The organism is Blastococcus sp. TF02-8 (assembly GCF_003319175.1).
Classification (GTDB): domain Bacteria; phylum Actinomycetota; class Actinomycetes; order Mycobacteriales; family Geodermatophilaceae; genus Blastococcus.
Window position 1 is genome coordinate 836,467 of the sequence record NZ_QOHK01000001.1, and the last position, 15,742, is coordinate 852,208.

The following is a 15,742-nucleotide window of genomic DNA, read 5'->3' on the forward strand; positions in this document are numbered from 1 at the left end:
GTGGGACACTGCCGGACGTGTCGAGCACGGACAACCCCGGCAACGGGGTGCAGCAGGCCGCTCCGCCGATTGCGGAGACCCCCGAGACGATCGCCCCGGAGGCGGAACCGACTCCTGGCAGCCCCGACGCGGTGACCCCCGCGGCCGGGACCCCGGAGGCGCCCACCCCCGCGGACGCCGCTCTCGCCGACCCCACGGACGGCGCTCCGGCCCCGGTCCCGACGCCGCCGGCCCCCGCGCCCACGCCGTCGGCGCCCGTGCCCACGCCGTCGGCGCCGGCCCACGTGCCGACGCCCGGCACCCCGCCGGTGGAGGCCGTGGTCAGCGACCCGTCCCAGTGGGGCCGGGTCGACGAGGAGGGCACCGTCTACGTGCGCACCGCCGACGGCGAGCGCGCCGTCGGCTCGTGGCAGGCGGGCGACGCCGAGGCGGGGCTGGCCCACTACGGCCGGCGCTACGACGACCTCGCGACCGAGGTCGCCCTGCTCGAGGCACGCCTCAAGGCGCACACCGGCAACCCGGGCGAGATCAAGAGCAAGGCGCAGGAGCTGGCCGCCTCCCTCCCCACCGCTGCCGCCGTCGGCGACCTCGACGGTCTCGCCGCCCGCGCCCGCGCGATGGTGGAGGCGGCCGAGTCGGCCACCGCCGAGTTCCGGGCCGAGAAGGCGGCCGCCCGGGCCGCGCAGATCGCGCGCAAGGAGGCGCTGGCCGCGGAGGCCGAGCAGATCGGCGCCGAGTCCACCGCCTGGAAGGCCGCCGGCGACCGCCTCAAGGCGATCGTCGAGGAGTGGAAGACGATCCGCGGGATCGACCGCAAGACCGACGAGGCCCTGTGGGCGCGGTTCGCCGCCGCCCGCGACGCCTTCGGTCGCCGCCGGGGCACCCACTTCGCCCAGCTCGACGCCCAGCGGGGCGAGGCGCGCGCCGCCAAGCAGGAGCTGATCAAGGAGGCGCAGCGGCTGGCGACCTCCACCGACTGGGGTGCCACCAGCGCCGCGATGCGCTCGCTGATGGACCGCTGGAAGGCGGTCCCCCGCACCGGCCGCGACGGCGACGACGACCTGTGGAAGCAGTTCCGCGCCGCGCAGGACGTCTTCTTCACCGCGCGCACCGAGCAGGACAAGGCGCGCAACGCGGAGGAGACCGCCAACCAGCAGGCCAAGGAGGAGCTGCTGGCCGAGGCGGAGAAGGTCGACCCGTCGAAGGACCTCCGCGGCGCCCAGAACGCGCTGCGGAAGATCCAGGAGCGCTACGACGCCATCGGGCACGTGCCCCGCGGCGTGATGCGGCAGCTCGAGGACCGCATGCAGGCCGTCGAGCAGAAGGTGCGCGGCGCCGCCGACGCCGGCCGGGTCCGCACCGCGCCGGAGAACCCGATGGTCGCCTCGATGCGCGCCGCCGTCACCAAGGCCGAGGAGCAGCTGGCCAAGGCCGAGGCCGCCGGTGACGCGCGGCGGATCGACGAGGCGAAGGCGAACCTGGCGACCCGCCAGGAGTGGCTCGCCGAGGCGGAGAAGTCCGCCCGCCGGTAACCGCTCGCAGCAGGAGGGGCCCCCGTCCGAACCGGACGGGGGCCCCTCCTGCGTGCGGTCAGCAGCCGGTGACGACCGGCAGCGGTGCCGGGACCCCGATCTGCGGCATGCCCAGCGAGACGCCCGGCGTCGTCGGCCGCGTGCCGGCCTCGCTCGCGTCGCCCGCGCGGGTGCGGCGGTGCGACAGGAGCGGGCCGTCGGCGATGAGGTGGTGCGGCGCGGCCTCGGTGACGACGGTCTCGACGACGTCCCCGGCCCGGACGCCCTGGGCGTGCGTGAAGTGCACCAGCCGCCCGTCGCGGCCGCGGCCGGAGAGCCGGCCCCGAGCGGCGTCCTTGCTCCCCTCACCCGCGGCGACGAGCAGCTCGACCTCCCGGCCCACGAGCCGCCGGTTCTCCTCCCAGCTGATCTCGTCCTGCAGGGCGGTCAGCCGCAGGTAGCGCTCCTGCACGACCTCCTTGGGCAGCTGCCCCTCCATCTCGGCGGCCGGGGTTCCCGGGCGCTTGGAGTACTGGAAGGTGAACGCGCTGGAGAACCGGGCGGCGCGGACGACCTCCAGGGTCTGCTGGAAGTCCGCCTCGGTCTCCCCCGGGAAGCCGACGATGATGTCGGTCGTGATCGCCGCGTCGGGCATGGCGGCGCGCACCCGGTCGATGATCCCGAGGTAGCGCTCCTGCCGGTAGGCCCGGCGCATCCGCTTCAGCACGTCGTCGGACCCCGACTGCAGCGGCATGTGCAGCTGGTGGCAGACCGCCGGCGTCTCGGCCATCGCGGCGATGACGTCGTCGGTGAACATCGCCGGGTGGGGGCTGGTGAACCGGATCCGCTCCAACCCCTCGATGCGCCCGGTGGCCCTCAGCAGGTCGGCGAAGGCGCCCCGGTCGCCGAAGTCGCTGCCGTAGCTGTTCACGTTCTGGCCGAGCAGGGTCACCTCGAGCACGCCCTGGTCGACCAGCGCCTGCACCTCGGCGAGGATCTCGCCGGGCCGGCGGTCCTTCTCCTTGCCGCGCAGCGCCGGGACGATGCAGAACGTGCAGGTGTTGTTGCACCCGACGCTGATCGAGACCCAGCCGGCGTAGGCGGAGTCCCGCTTCGCCGGGAGCGTCGAGGGGAACACCTCGAGCGCCTCGGCGATCTCGACCTGCGCCTCCTCGTTGTGCCGGGCGCGCTCGAGCAGCGCCGGCAGCGAGCCCACGTTGTGGGTGCCGAACACGACGTCGACCCACGGCGCTCGCCGCACGATCTCACCGCGGTCCTTCTGCGCCAGGCAGCCGCCGACCGCGATCTGCATCCCCGGCCGGGCGTCCTTCACCGGGCGCAGGTGCCCGAGGTTGCCGTAGAGGCGGTTGTCAGCGTTCTCGCGGACCGCGCAGGTGTTGAGGACGACGACGTCGGCGTCGTCCCCCTCCGCGGCGGCGGAGTAGCCCGCGGCCTCCAGCAGGCCGGACAGGCGCTCGGAGTCGTGCACGTTCATCTGGCACCCGTAGGTGCGCACGCGGTAGGTGCGCGGGGGTGCCTCCAGCTCGGTTCCCATGACGCCCCCGAGCGTACGGCGCGCCCTTCGTTCACCCGTCCGATCGGGTAACGGAGGGTTCGTTACGTCTTCGTGATCCCACGGTGCGGGATCCGCGACCATCCGCGCCTAGGCTCCCCCACCGTGACCAGCCGAACGAACGGAGAGCCTCTCGTCCGCCTGGCCGGCATCAACAAGTGGTTCGGCGACCTGCACGTCCTGCAGGACATCGACCTGTCCATCGACCGCGGCGAGGTCGTCGTGGTCATCGGACCGTCCGGCTCGGGCAAGTCGACGCTGTGCCGCACCATCAACCGGCTCGAGGCGATCGACAGGGGCGAGATCACCATCGACGGCCAGCGGCTGCCCGAGGAGGGCAAGGAGCTCGCCCGCCTGCGCAGCGACGTCGGCATGGTGTTCCAGAGCTTCAACCTCTTCGCGCACAAGACGATCCTCGAGAACGTCACGTTGGGCCCGATCAAGGTGCGCAAGCAGTCGAAGGCCGACGCCGAGAAGCGGGCCCGCGAGCTCCTCGACCGCGTGGGCGTGGGGGCGCAGGCCGACAAGTACCCGGCCCAGCTCTCGGGCGGTCAGCAGCAGCGCGTCGCGATCGCGCGGGCGCTGGCCATGGACCCGAAGGTGATGCTCTTCGACGAGCCGACCTCCGCGCTGGACCCCGAGATGATCAACGAGGTCCTCGACGTGATGACCTCGCTGGCCCGCGACGGCATGACGATGATCGTCGTCACCCACGAGATGGGCTTCGCCCGCCGTGCGGCCAACCGGGTCGTGTTCATGGACGGCGGCCGCGTCGTCGAGTCCGCCGAGCCCGAGACCTTCTTCACCAACCCGACGTCGGATCGCGCCAAGGACTTCCTGTCCAAGATCCTCAACCACTGAATTACGCGCACGCCACACGCGACCATCCCGATCGGAAGGACCACGCACATGCACTCCCGTTTCACGACCCTGGCCGCGACGCTAGCCGTCGCCTCCGTCTTCCTGGCTGCCTGTAGCGGCGGGGAGAGCGAGGAGGCGGCTGCCGAGCCGACCGTCGCCGAGGTCCCCGAGTTCGAGGCCGGCACGACGATGGCCGAGCTGGCCGAGCAGGGCACCATCACCGTCGGCACCAAGTTCGATCAGCCGGGGTTCGGCCTGGAGAACCTCGAGGGCGACGTCGAGGGCTTCGACGTCGAGATCGCCAAGATCATCGCCGCCGAGCTGGGCATCTCTCCGGAGAAAATCAAGTTCGTCCAGACTCCCTCGGCCATCCGCGAGGAAGTCATCGAGGGCGGCGAGGTCGACATGGTGGTGGCCACGTACACCATCAACGACAAGCGCCGCGAGCGAATCTCCTTCGCCGGGCCGTACTACGAGGCCGGGCAGCAGATCATGGTGGCCGCCGACAACGACGAGATCACTGGGCCCGATTCCTTAAAGGAGAACCCCGATTTGACCGTCTGCTCGGTGACCGGGTCGACTCCGGCGGAGCAGATCAAGCCCTACCTGGCCGACCCGGGCCAGCTGACGCTCTTCGACGAGTACTCCCAGTGCGCCGACTCGTTGAGCAACGGCCAGGTCGACGCCGTCACCACCGACAACGTCATCCTGCTCGGCTTCGTCTCCGAGTCCGACGGCGATTTCAAGCTTGTCGGTGAGCAGTTCACCGAGGAGCCGTACGGCGTCGGCATCGCCAAGGGGGACGTGGCGTTCTGCGAGTTCATCAACGAGACCCTCGCCGCGAACGAGGAGGCCTACGCCGAGGCCTGGGAGTCGACCGCCGGTCAGGTCGAGGGCGCCGAGACTCCCGAGCTGCCCGAGCCGCAGCCCTGCTCCTGATCCGCTGAGGCGCTGCGGCCGGCCGTGAACCGGCCGGCCGTGGCGCCGTCCCCTGTCCCGATCCGCCCGAGCCGCGAGGAGAACCCGTGGAGGCGGTCACCGAAAACCTCGACGCGTACGTCGACGGGTTCCTAACTTCGCTCAGCATCATCCTGTGGTCCCTCGTCGGGTCCCTGGTGCTCGGCCTGCTCATCGCGGCCTCCCGGGTGTCACCGGTGCCGCCGCTGCGGCGCTTCGGCCTGTTCTGGGTGACGACGTTCCGCAACACGCCACTGACGGTGGTGCTGGTCTTCTGCGCCTTCGGGCTGCCCGAGCTGGGCTTCAACCGCAGCTTCTTCTTCTTCGGCGTGCTCGGGCTGGTGCTCTACACGTCCGCCTTCGTCTGCGAGGCGGTGCGCTCCGGCATCAACTCGGTGCCTGCCGGTCAGGCGGAGGCGGCTCGGTCCCTAGGACTCACCTTCTCGCAGTGCCTGGGTCAGGTGGTGCTCCCCCAGGCCTTGCGCACGGTCGTGCCACCGCTGGGCAGCGTCCTGATCGCGATGTTCAAGAACTCTGCGGTGGTCGGCGCCTTCGGCGTGGGCGGTGACCTGTGGAGCACGGGTGCGACGCTGACCAGCGCCCGCGGGTACGAGACGCTGCCCGTCTACATCGGGGTGGCCATCGGCTACCTGATCATCACGCTCACGGCTGGCGCGCTGCTGCAGGTTCTAGAGCGGAAGGTGGCGATCGCCCGATGAGCGAGCAGTCGGTCCTCTACGACGCCCAGGGTCCGCGGGCCCGCCGTCGCACCCGCATCGGGACGGTGGTGGCCCTGGTGGTCATCGCTGCCCTCGCCTTCCTCGCCGTGCGCCGGCTGATCGACCGGGAACAGTTCTCCATGGAGCGCTGGGGGCCGCTGATCGATCCCGGCAACGAGGCATTCGACGCCGTCTGGCGGCTGATCGGCACGGGCATCGTGAACACGCTCACGGCGGCGGCCGTCGCCATGGTGCTGTCGATCGTCCTGGGCACACTGATCGCGGTGGCCCGGCTCTCCCTCGGCCGCCCCGGACGGATCCCCCTGATCGGCCTCGTCGAGCTCTGCCGCGGCCTGCCCGTCGTGGTCCTGGTCTACTTCGGGGTGCGCGTCCTCGACGACGTGGGCGTGGACTTGAGCGGGCTCCCCGGCGGACAGGTGCTGTGGGGGCTGATTCTCGCGCTGACCGTGTACAACATGGTCATCTTCGCCGAAGTGGTCCGGGCCGGCGTCAACTCGCTGCCCCGTGGGCAACGGGAAGCTGCCCTCGCGACCGGCATGACCAACGGTCAGGCGATGCGCCTGGTCCTGCTCCCCCAGGCTTTCCGGGTCATGCTGCCGGCGATCATCAGTCAGCTGGTGGTGGTGCTCAAGGACACGTCCCTGGTGGCGTTCATCGCCAACTACGACGAGCTGCTCAGCCAGGGCGAGAGCATCCAGCGGAACCTGGACAACCCCATCCAAACCTTCTTCGTCATCGCGCTCATCTACGTGGCGATCAACTACACCCTGAGCAAGCTCGCGGAGTACATCCAGCGGCGTCAGGGACGGGCAGGGCGGTCCACCGTGCAGGAAACGGATGACACCGAGCTGGTTGCGGTCCGGGACGGCGCCTGATTCGATCGCACGTGACGGTCGGACCCAAGCAGCTCTACGATCCTGCTGCCACCCCATGCGGCCCGGTGACCGCGGCGGGACGCTGCAGCCAGATCTGCACCCCTGCCCCTCGGGGCTGAGCCGAGCCCGCCGCGGCAGTGGCCACCGGCAACTTCGTCCGCCCATGCCCCCGGGCAGCGACGCGCCCCCGGATCACGACCGATGATACGGATGCCCGGTCTCGAGACTCGGCTGGCAGCGTCGCACCAGAATCGACCACCTGTGCACGTAGAGCCCGGGGGCACGAGCGGCCGCGAACAGCCCCGACGTGTCCACCTCCATGAAGTTGGCTCGTCCGCGTCGTCTTCTGCCAACAGGGTCGCCATGACAGCGACTAGTAGTTCCACACGTCGCCCGACACTGGGAGCGACGCCATTGCGGTTCGACATCGTTCCTGAGACAGTCCGTCCAGTAACCCTCAACTCCAGAAGGACGTGACCATGCGAAAGCAGCGCACCGCCGTCAAGGGCTTGATAGTCGGCGCATCAGTAGCGATGGCGGTTGGACTGGGGGCGAGCCCGGCACAGGCGTGGACCATGCTCAAGGCCGGGGAAGAACCGACCTACCGCTTGACGTGCGGACAGGATGTGTCCTACACAGCGGCAAACGGCAGCCGTAACCGGGCTCGATTCGCCTACTACTCCTGGGACTCGAGCGGCTACCGATCGGGGGTCTGGAACATCTACGACCAGGACATCTGGGGCAATGCCACCACCTTCCGCGGGAATTGGGCGCGCGGCTGCAACTGAATGTCCCGCCGGGCGAGTGGAGGTCCTCGTGGATTCCACTCGCCCGGCACCATGATCGGGCCCGTGCCGCGAATTCTGCAGATTTCGTCAAGACGCCTCGCCCTCCACCGACCCAGGGGCGACGCTCAAGGGCCTCCAACGGGGGCGCCCGGCGGAGGCGCACGCCGTGGCGAGCACCCCGTTCGTAGCGCGAAGCCGGCGAAGCGAGGGTTACTGAATTCGTGACTCGGAGAGCTTCCGGGTCAAGGCAACATGGCGTCCTCGTCGGGGTCGTCACACTAGCCGTCGACCCCTGGCGTGAGACTGTCCAGCACCTCGCGGACCACCGCGGCCGCCAGCCCGCCGTTGTAGCCCTTGCGCGCCAGCATGCCCATGAGCCGCCGGGTCGCCGTGGCGCGGTCGAGCCGGCTCATCGAGCCGGCCCGGCGCTCGACGAGCTTCCGGGCAGCCGCGCGCTCGTCCTCGTCGTCGACGGCCTCCACGGCCTCGGCGGCGACCTCCGGGTCCACACCCTTGGCCCGCAGCTCCTGCGAGAGCGCGCGGCGGGCCAGTCCGCGGCCGGACTGCCGGCTGCTCACCCAGGCACGGGCGAATGCCGCGTCGTCGATGAGGCCGACCTCGGTGAACCGGTCGAGGACCGTGGTGGCGGCGTCCTCGGGGACACCCCGCTTCTTCAGCAGCTCGGCCAGCTGCTGCCGGGTCTTGGGCGCCCCGGTCAGGGCTCGCAGGCAGATGCCGCGGGCCACCGACTCGGGGTCCCCCATCTCGTCCTCGGGGGGTCCGGGGGCGACGTCCGGGGTCAGGGAAGCGTCGCCACCCGGGGACCATGTGCGCCGGCCGCCCCGGGCACTACCCGGGGCGCGCCGACGGTTCGGCGGCCGGTCCTCCACGGACGGCTCAGAAGTCGGGCGCGTCGACCGGTGCGGGGGCGTCGAGCGTCGGACCGATGCCCAGCTTCTCCTTGACCCGCTTCTCGATCTCGTCGGCGAGGTCCGGGTTGTCCTTCAGGAAGTTGCGGACGTTCTCCTTGCCCTGGCCGAGCTGGTCGCCCTCGTACGTGTACCAGGCGCCGGACTTCTTCACGATGCCCTGCTCGACGCCGGCGTCGACGATGCCGCCCTCCCGGCTGAAGCCCTGGCCCCAGAGGATGTCGAGCTCGGCCTGCTTGAACGGCGCGGCGACCTTGTTCTTGACGACCTTGATGCGGGTTCGGCTGCCGATCGCGTCGGTGCCCTGCTTGAGGGTCTCGATGCGGCGGACGTCGAGGCGGACCGACGAGTAGAACTTCAGCGCGCGACCACCGGTGGTGACCTCGGGCGAGCCGTAGACCACGCCGACCTTCTCACGCAGCTGGTTGATGAAGATCGCCGTCGTGCCGGAGTTGTTCAGGGCACCGGTGATCTTCCGCAGCGCCTGGCTCATGAGGCGGGCCTGCAGACCGACGTGGCTGTCACCCATCTCGCCCTCGATCTCGGCGCGGGGCACCAGGGCCGCCACGGAGTCGATGACGATGATGTCGAGCGCCCCGGAACGGATCAGCATGTCGGCGATCTCGAGCGCCTGCTCACCGGTGTCGGGCTGGCTGACCAGCAGCGCGTCGGTGTCGACGCCGATCGCACGGGCGTACTCGGGGTCGAGTGCGTGCTCGGCGTCGATGAAGGCGGCGATGCCGCCGTTGGCCTGGGCGTTGGCGACCGCGTGCAGGGCGACGGTCGTCTTACCGGAGGACTCCGGGCCGTAGACCTCGATGACCCGGCCACGCGGCAGGCCACCGATGCCCAGGGCGATGTCGAGGGCGATCGAGCCGGTCGGGATGACCTTGATCGTCTGGGCCGCGTTGTCGCCCAGACGCATGACCGAGCCCTTGCCGAACTGCTTGTCGATCTGGGCGAGGGCCATGTCGAGGGCCTTGTCGCGGTCGAGCGTTGCTGCCATGGTGCGTCACCTTCGGTTCGCGAGAAGCGGGTCGGGACCGACGCTAGGGCGAGGCACCGACAGTTTTCGGATTCCGGACGGACTGTGGAGGAACGACCGGCCTGTGGACGCCACAGTAGGCCGAACACCTGTTCGACCGCCAGGGCGACACGCCAGACGTCACAGCAGCCCCGAGCAGGGGGTCAGCGGTCCTTCGGAGGGACGTCGTAGGCGTCGCAGATCGCCAGCCAGACCTTCCGGACCGGCACGCCCTTGTCGATCGCGTCGAGCGCGGTCCGCCCGCCCAGGACCGAGAAGACGTGGTCGCGGGCGACGGTCTGCGCGCGCATCGAGCCGAACTGCTCGTCGAGCCGGGACCAGAACTCCTGCAGGCGCACGCCCCGACGCTAACCCGTCGCACGCCGCGGGTCCTACGCTCCGGGCATGATCCCGGGCACTGGTTCGGCGACCCTCGACCGCGTGCTGGAGATCGGCATCGTGCTGGCGATGCTGGTCACCCTGGTGGTGCTGATCCGCGACTACCGCGGGCGCTGAGCCCGGGCCGCGCTCAGCCAGACGACGGCCAGCGGCACCACCAGCGCGGTGGAGACCGCGCAGACCAGACCGAAGCCGCCCCACGCGAGGAGCGGGCCGCCGACGACGCCGGCCACGGCAGCGCCCAGACCCATGAGCAGGTCGGTGCCGCCCTGTGCCGTCGGTCGAAGGTCGGCGTCCACGGCCGTCGTGACGAGCGCGGACCCGGCGACCAGACCGCACGACCAGCCCAGCCCCAGGAGCAGGAGGCCGACGGCCAGCTGCCCGGAGGCCTCCGGCGCGGCGGTGCCGGCGACCGCCGCGGCCGCCACGAGGAGCGCACCACCGACGGCGACGACGGCGGGCGCCCCGAGCCGGTCGGCGAGCACCCCGACGAGCGGCGAGAACAGGTACATGCCGGCCACGTGCACGCTGATGACCAGGCCGACCAGCCGGAGCACGCCGTCGGCGTCCCCGCCGGCGTGCCCCATGTGCACCGGCGTCATGACCATGACGCCGACCATCACCGAGTGCGCGACGACGACCGCCGTCAGCCCCAGGGCGCCGCCGGGCGCGGACCAGACGGCCCGCAGCGCGGGCCCCGTCGCGCGCCGGGGGGCCGGGCCGCCGCGACCGCCACCGAGCCGCCGCGCGAGCAGGAGCGGGTCGGGGCGCAGCAGCAGCAGGAAGCCGCCGGCCACCACCGCGAAGACGACGGCGGAGACGACGAACACGCCGCCCAGCGGAGGGAGCCCCAGGGTCTCGCCGACGACGGCACCGGGCGAGGCGAGGTTCGGCCCGACCACCGACCCCAGCGTGGTGGCCCAGACGACGAGGGAGAGGTCCCGGCTGCGGCGCTCCGGCGGGGCGAGGTCGGCCGCGGCATAGCGGGACTGCAGCCCGCACGCGGTCGAGGCCCCGGAGAGGAACAGCCCCACCAGGAGCAGGAACAGCGACGACGCGGCCGCGGCAGCGACGGTGACGACGGCGCCGACGACGCTGATGCCGTAGCCGAGGGGCCAGCCCGGCCCGCCGGCCGGCGGCATCGCTGACCCGGGCGAGCGGGACGGCCAGGACGGCCGCCCCGAGGACGCCCGCCGTCTGCCCCAGCCCGGAGGCGGTGTCGGTGCCGGCCACGTCGCGGGCGAGCAGCCCTCCGGCGGTGATCCCGACCGTGACGCCCAGGCCCGCCAGCGCGACCCCACCGCCCAGCACGCCGACCGTGCGGCGCTGGATCCGGAGGACGTCGGTCCCGGGCACCTGCTCCAGCGACGCCATGCCTGCCTCCGTCTCACGACCGGGTGGTTCCGGCAGGGGGGCTCCCGCCGACCGAGCGAAGTGTCGTACACCCCGGGGACACTGATCACGTGCCTCCCCGTCCGTCCGCAGAACCCGGCCACGAGGCCGGTGCCCTGGCCCGGTTCTCCGAGCCCACCCGGGCCTGGTTCACCGGTGCCTTCGAGCGCCCGACGGCGGCCCAGGACGGCGCGTGGCGGGCGATCAGCAGCGGCGAGCACGCCCTCGTCGTCGCCCCGACCGGGTCGGGCAAGACCCTCGCGGCCTTCCTCTGGTCCCTGGACCGGCTGGCGGCCACTCCCGCGGCCGACGAGCGCACCCGGTGCCGCGTCCTCTACGTCTCGCCACTCAAGGCGCTGGCGGTCGACGTCGAACGCAACCTGCGCGCTCCGCTCGCCGGCATCGGCCAGGCCGCCGCACGGCTGGGCCTCCCCCGACCCGACATCAAGGTCGGCATCCGCTCCGGCGACACCCCGGCCGACGAGCGGCGCACCTTCGCCCGGAAGCCGCCGGACATCCTGATCACCACGCCGGAGTCCCTCTTCCTGCTGCTCACGAGCCAGGCGCGCGAGGCGCTCCGCGGTGTGGAGACCGTGATCATCGACGAGGTCCACGCGGTCACCGACTCCAAGCGCGGCGCGCACATGGCCGTCACGCTGGACCGGCTCGACGAGCTGCTGGAACGGCCGGCCCAGCGGATCGGGCTCTCGGCGACCGTCCGGCCGATCGAGGAGGTCGCGACCTTCCTCGCCGGGGGCCGGCCGGTGCAGGTGGTCTCCCCCGGCTCGACCAAGCAGTGGGACCTGTCGGTCGTCGTCCCGGTCGAGGACATGAGCGAGCTCGGCCAGCTGACCGGTGAGCTGGAGGGCTCGGCCGCGGGCAACCAGCCGCGCAACTCCATCTGGCCGGCGGTCGAGGAGCGGGTGCTCGACCTCGTGCAGGCACACCGCAGCACCATCGTCTTCGCCAACTCCCGGCGGCTGGCCGAGCGGCTCACCAGCCGGCTGAACGAGCTGGCCTACGAACGCGTGACCGGGGAACCGGTTCCTCCGGGCACCAACGCGGCGGCGCTCATGGCCCAGGCCGGGTCCGGCGGCGGGCTGCCCGACGCGTTCCAGCCGGTCGCCGCCGCCCACCACGGCTCGGTCTCCCGCGAGCAGCGGGCGATCGTCGAGGAGGCCCTCAAGTCGGGCCGGCTGCCCGCGGTCGTCGCCACCTCCAGCCTGGAGCTCGGCATCGACATGGGCGCGGTCGACCTCGTGGTGCAGGTCGAGGCGCCGCCCACGGTGGCCAGCGGCCTCCAGCGGGTCGGCCGGGCCGGTCACCAGGTCGGGGCGGTCAGCCGCGGCGTCCTCTTCCCGAAGTACCGCGGCGACCTCGTGCAGTGCGCGCTGGTCGCCGAGCGGATGAAGTCCGGTGCGATCGAGTCCATCCGCTACCTGCGCAACCCGCTCGACGTGCTGGCCCAGCAGATCGTCGCGATCGTCTCCGAGCGCCCGCGCACCGTCGACGAGGTCGGTGCGCTGGTGCGCCGGTCCGCGGCGTTCTCGTCGCTTCCGGAGTCCGCGCTGCACGCCGTCCTCGACATGCTCGCCGGGCGCTACCCCTCCGACGCGTTCGCCGAGCTGCGGCCACGGCTCACCTGGGACCGGGTCACCGACACCCTCACCGCCCGGGCCGGCGCCCAGCGGCTCGCCGTCACCAGTGGGGGCACCATCCCCGACCGCGGCCTGTTCGGCGTCTTCCTCGTCGGCGCCGAGGGCACCGGCGGGCGGCGGGTCGGCGAGCTGGACGAGGAGATGGTCTACGAGTCCCGGGTGGGCGACGTCTTCCTCCTCGGGTCCTCGTCCTGGCGGATCGAGGACATCACCCACGACCGCGTGCTGGTCACCCCCGCGCCCGGCCAGCCCGGGAAGATGCCGTTCTGGCACGGTGACGCGCCCGGACGCCCCCTCGAGCTGGGCCGGGCGCTCGGCGCCTTCCTCCGCGAGGTCGGTTCGGCGACGCCGGAAGCGGGCCTCGAACGAGCGCGCGCGGCGGGCCTGGACGAGTGGGGCGCGGCGAACCTGGCCGCGTACCTGGCCGAGCAGAAGGCGGCGACCGGCCACCTGCCCGACGACCGCACGCTGCTGGTGGAGCGGTTCCGCGACGAGCTGGGCGACTGGCGGATCGTCGTCCACTCCCCCTTCGGCGCGCAGGTGAACGCGCCGTGGGCCCTGGTGCTCGCCGCGCGCCTGCGCGAGCGCTACGGGGTCGACGTCTCCTCGATGCACTCCGACGACGGCATCGTGCTGCGGCTGCCCGACACGACCGGCGAGCCGCCCGAGGGCGAGCTCGCGGTGCTCGACCCGAACGACGTCGAGCGCGAGGTCACCGCGGAGGTCGGCAGCTCGGCACTGTTCGCCAGCCGGTTCCGCGAGTGCGCCGCCCGGGCACTCCTGCTCCCGCGCCGCGACCCTCGACGCCGGACCCCGCTGTGGCAGCAGCGCCAGCGGGCCGCCCAGCTGCTGAGCGTGGCCAGCGAGTTCTCCTCCTTCCCGATCACGCTCGAGGCGGCCCGCGAGGTGCTGCAGGACGTCTACGACGTACCGGGGCTGATCGAGCTGATGGGCGATGTCCGCGCCCGGCGGGTGCGGGTGGTCGACGTGCAGACGGAGACGGCGTCGCCGTTCGCCCAGTCGCTGCTGTTCGGCTACGTCGGCCAGTTCCTCTACGAGGGCGACGCCCCGCTGGCCGAGCGCCGCGCCCAGGCGTTGGCGCTGGACACCGGCCTGCTGGCCGAGCTGCTCGGCCGCTCGGAGCTGCGGGAACTGCTCGACGCCGAGGCCATGGCCGAGATCGAGGCCGAGCTGCAGCGGCTGCCCCAGCAGCGGCACCCCCGCGACGTCGACGGCGCCGGCGACCTGCTCCGCATCGTCGGTGACCTGACCGGCGCCGAGGCCGCTCTGCGCGGCGTGCCGCAGGCCTGGCTGGACGAGCTGGTCGCCGCCCGGCGGGCACTGGTCGTGCGCATCGCCGGCGAGGAGCGCCACGTCGCGATCGAGGACGCCGGCCGGCTGCGCGACGCTCTCGGCACCGCACTGCCCGTGGGCGTGCCGGAGGTGTTCACCGAGCCGGTCGACGACCCGCTCGGCGACCTCGTGGGCCGGTACGCCCGCACCCACGGCCCGTTCCAGCCTGCGGAGGTCGCCACCCGGCTCGGTCTGGGCGTCGCCGTGGTCACTGCCACGGTGCAGCGGCTCACCGGCACCGGCCGGCTGGTGTCGGGCGAGTTCCGCCCCGGCGGTACCGGCCAGGAGTGGTGCGACGCCGACGTGCTGCGATCCATCCGCCGGCGGAGCCTGGCCAAGCTCCGCCAGGAGGTGGAGCCGGTGCCCACGAGCACGCTGGCCCGGTTCACCCCGTCCTGGCAGTCGGTGGGCAGCCGGCTGCGCGGTGCCGACGGCGTGCTGGCGGTCGTGGAACAGCTCGCCGGTGCGCTGGTGCCCGCCAGTGCGCTGGAGTCGCTGGTGCTGCCGACCCGGGTGCGCGACTACTCCCCCGCGATGCTCGACGAGCTGACCAGCGCCGGCGAGGTGCTGTGGGCCGGCGCCGGCGGGCTGCCGGGCGGGGACGGCTGGATCAGCCTGGTGCCGGCCGACCTGGCGCCGCTGCTGCTTCCCGAACAGCTGGAGGTCGCAGGCGAGGGGCAGCCGCTGCTCGACCTGCTGGCCGGTGGCCAGGCCATGTTCTTCCGCGGCCTGTCCGACGCCCTCGGGGCCACCGACGACGCCGCGTTGGCCGACCTCCTCTGGGACCTGGTATGGGCCGGAGCCCTGACCAACGACACCCTCGCGCCGCTGCGCACCCGGCTCGGCGGCGGTGGCACCCACAAGCGCGCGGCCGCCCCGCCCCGCGTCACCCGCAGCCGGTACGGCCGACCCCGACCGGGCCGCGCCGCGATGCCGACGCGCAGCGGCCCCCCGACCGTGGCTGGCCGCTGGTCGCGGCTGCCCGACCGCGAGGCCAACTCCACCCGGCGCACCACCGCCCGGGCCGAGGCGCTGCTCGAGCGGCACGGAGTGCTCACCCGCGGCGCGGTGATGGCCGAGCAGGTCGTCGGCGGCTTCTCGGCGGTCTACCCGGTGCTGCGCGCGTTCGAGGAGAACGGCCGGGCCCGCCGCGGCTACTTCGTGGAGACGCTCGGCGCCGCCCAGTTCGGCACCCCCGGCTCGGTCGACCGCCTGCGCAGCTTCGCCTCTCCCGACCGGGTCCCGGCCGGGGCCGTGGTGCTGGCCGCGACCGACCCGGCCAACGTCTACGGCGCGGCACTCCCCTGGCCCGAGCGCACCGCTTCGACCGAGGGCGGCGAGGCCGTCGACATCGGCGAGGGAACCGGCACACGCAAGGCCGGGCACCGGGCCGGCCGCAAGGCCGGTGCGCTGGTCGTGCTGGTCGACGGCGAACTGGTGCTCTACGTCGAGCGCGGCGGCAAGACGCTGCTGTCCTGGACCGAGGACGAGCAGACGCTCAAGGAGGCGGCGACAGCCCTGTCCGGCGCGGTCGCTGCAGGGGCGCTCGGTCGCATGGTCGTGCAGAAGGCCGACGGCGCCTCGGTGCACGAGTCCACCCCGCTGTCGCAGGCGCTGCAGGCGGCCGGCTTCGCCGCCACCCCGCGGGGGCTGCGCCTGCGCGGCTGAGTCGGCCCCCGAGT

At 72.6% G+C, this 15,742-nt stretch carries 12 protein-coding genes; 7 read left to right on the forward strand and 5 right to left on the reverse strand.

Going from position 1 to position 15,742, the window contains the following annotated elements; translation table 11 throughout:
• Positions 1 to 17: 17 nt before the first annotated feature.
• Positions 18 to 1,532 carry a DUF349 domain-containing protein gene (locus DQ237_RS03920; RefSeq protein WP_113797228.1) on the forward strand — a complete coding sequence of 505 codons (1,515 nt, stop codon included), beginning with the start codon at positions 18 to 20 and terminating at the stop codon, positions 1,530 to 1,532.
• A 58-nt stretch (positions 1,533 to 1,590) separates the two neighbouring features.
• Here the strand turns inward: DQ237_RS03920 and miaB are convergent, their stop codons facing one another.
• A complete protein-coding gene (miaB, locus tag DQ237_RS03925) occupies positions 1,591 to 3,066 on the reverse strand; it encodes a tRNA (N6-isopentenyl adenosine(37)-C2)-methylthiotransferase MiaB (protein ID WP_113797230.1) in 1,476 nt (491 codons plus the stop codon).
• A 123-nt stretch (positions 3,067 to 3,189) separates the two neighbouring features.
• Between miaB and DQ237_RS03930 the strand changes: the two genes are divergently transcribed.
• The 5 genes from DQ237_RS03930 to DQ237_RS19400 all read left to right on the forward strand — a co-directional run bounded on the left by DQ237_RS03930 (position 3,190) and on the right by DQ237_RS19400 (position 7,305).
• Positions 3,190 to 3,945: an amino acid ABC transporter ATP-binding protein gene (locus DQ237_RS03930; RefSeq protein ID WP_113797232.1), complete on the forward strand. Its 756-nt coding sequence runs from the start codon at positions 3,190 to 3,192 to the stop codon at positions 3,943 to 3,945.
• Between the two features lie 48 nt (positions 3,946 to 3,993).
• Positions 3,994 to 4,884, forward strand: coding sequence for a glutamate ABC transporter substrate-binding protein (locus DQ237_RS03935; RefSeq protein WP_113797233.1), 891 nt, complete (start codon positions 3,994 to 3,996; stop codon positions 4,882 to 4,884).
• A gap of 86 nt (positions 4,885 to 4,970) precedes the next feature.
• On the forward strand, positions 4,971 to 5,621 hold the full coding sequence (locus tag DQ237_RS03940; protein WP_113797235.1) for an amino acid ABC transporter permease: 651 nt from the start codon (positions 4,971 to 4,973) through the stop codon (positions 5,619 to 5,621).
• Positions 5,618 to 6,517, forward strand: a complete 900-nt coding sequence (locus DQ237_RS03945; RefSeq protein ID WP_113797237.1) for an amino acid ABC transporter permease — start codon at positions 5,618 to 5,620, stop codon at positions 6,515 to 6,517. The genes DQ237_RS03940 and DQ237_RS03945 overlap by 4 nt, the downstream gene beginning before the upstream one ends.
• A gap of 479 nt (positions 6,518 to 6,996) precedes the next feature.
• Positions 6,997 to 7,305, forward strand: coding sequence for a hypothetical protein (locus DQ237_RS19400; RefSeq protein WP_147251736.1), 309 nt, complete (start codon positions 6,997 to 6,999; stop codon positions 7,303 to 7,305).
• Between the two features lie 278 nt (positions 7,306 to 7,583).
• Here DQ237_RS19400 and DQ237_RS03950 read toward each other — a convergent pair whose 3' ends face one another.
• The 4 genes from DQ237_RS03950 to DQ237_RS03965 all read right to left on the reverse strand — a co-directional run bounded on the left by DQ237_RS03950 (position 7,584) and on the right by DQ237_RS03965 (position 10,799).
• Positions 7,584 to 8,069, reverse strand: coding sequence for a regulatory protein RecX (locus DQ237_RS03950; RefSeq protein ID WP_113797239.1), 486 nt, complete (start codon positions 8,067 to 8,069; stop codon positions 7,584 to 7,586).
• 133 nt (positions 8,070 to 8,202) lie between these two features.
• Positions 8,203 to 9,240, reverse strand: coding sequence for a recombinase RecA (recA, locus tag DQ237_RS03955; RefSeq protein ID WP_113797241.1), 1,038 nt, complete (start codon positions 9,238 to 9,240; stop codon positions 8,203 to 8,205).
• A 182-nt stretch (positions 9,241 to 9,422) separates the two neighbouring features.
• Positions 9,423 to 9,617: a DUF3046 domain-containing protein gene (locus DQ237_RS03960; protein ID WP_113797243.1), complete on the reverse strand. Its 195-nt coding sequence runs from the start codon at positions 9,615 to 9,617 to the stop codon at positions 9,423 to 9,425.
• 141 nt (positions 9,618 to 9,758) lie between these two features.
• Entirely contained in the window at positions 9,759 to 10,799 is a 1,041-nt protein-coding gene (locus DQ237_RS03965; protein WP_240619373.1) for an MFS transporter, read from the reverse strand.
• Positions 10,800 to 11,120: 321 nt separating this feature from the next.
• On the opposite strand from DQ237_RS03965, the gene DQ237_RS03970 reads away from it, so the two are divergent.
• Positions 11,121 to 15,728 carry an ATP-dependent helicase gene (locus DQ237_RS03970; protein ID WP_205730054.1) on the forward strand — a complete coding sequence of 1,536 codons (4,608 nt, stop codon included), beginning with the start codon at positions 11,121 to 11,123 and terminating at the stop codon, positions 15,726 to 15,728.
• The last annotated feature ends 14 nt before the right edge of the window (positions 15,729 to 15,742 follow it).

Coding starts and splice junctions, on each gene's coding strand:
- miaB (WP_113797230.1), bottom strand. CDS start 3,066: ATGGGAACCGAGCTGGAGGCACCCCCGCGCACCTACCGCGTGCGCACC.
- DQ237_RS03965 (WP_240619373.1), bottom strand. CDS start 10,799: ATGCCGCCGGCCGGCGGGCCGGGCTGGCCCCTCGGCTACGGCATCAGC.
- DQ237_RS03935 (WP_113797233.1), top strand. CDS start 3,994: ATGCACTCCCGTTTCACGACCCTGGCCGCGACGCTAGCCGTCGCCTCC.
- DQ237_RS19400 (WP_147251736.1), top strand. CDS start 6,997: ATGCGAAAGCAGCGCACCGCCGTCAAGGGCTTGATAGTCGGCGCATCA.
- recA (WP_113797241.1), bottom strand. CDS start 9,240: ATGGCAGCAACGCTCGACCGCGACAAGGCCCTCGACATGGCCCTCGCC.
- DQ237_RS03945 (WP_113797237.1), top strand. CDS start 5,618: ATGAGCGAGCAGTCGGTCCTCTACGACGCCCAGGGTCCGCGGGCCCGC.
- DQ237_RS03950 (WP_113797239.1), bottom strand. CDS start 8,069: ATGGGGGACCCCGAGTCGGTGGCCCGCGGCATCTGCCTGCGAGCCCTG.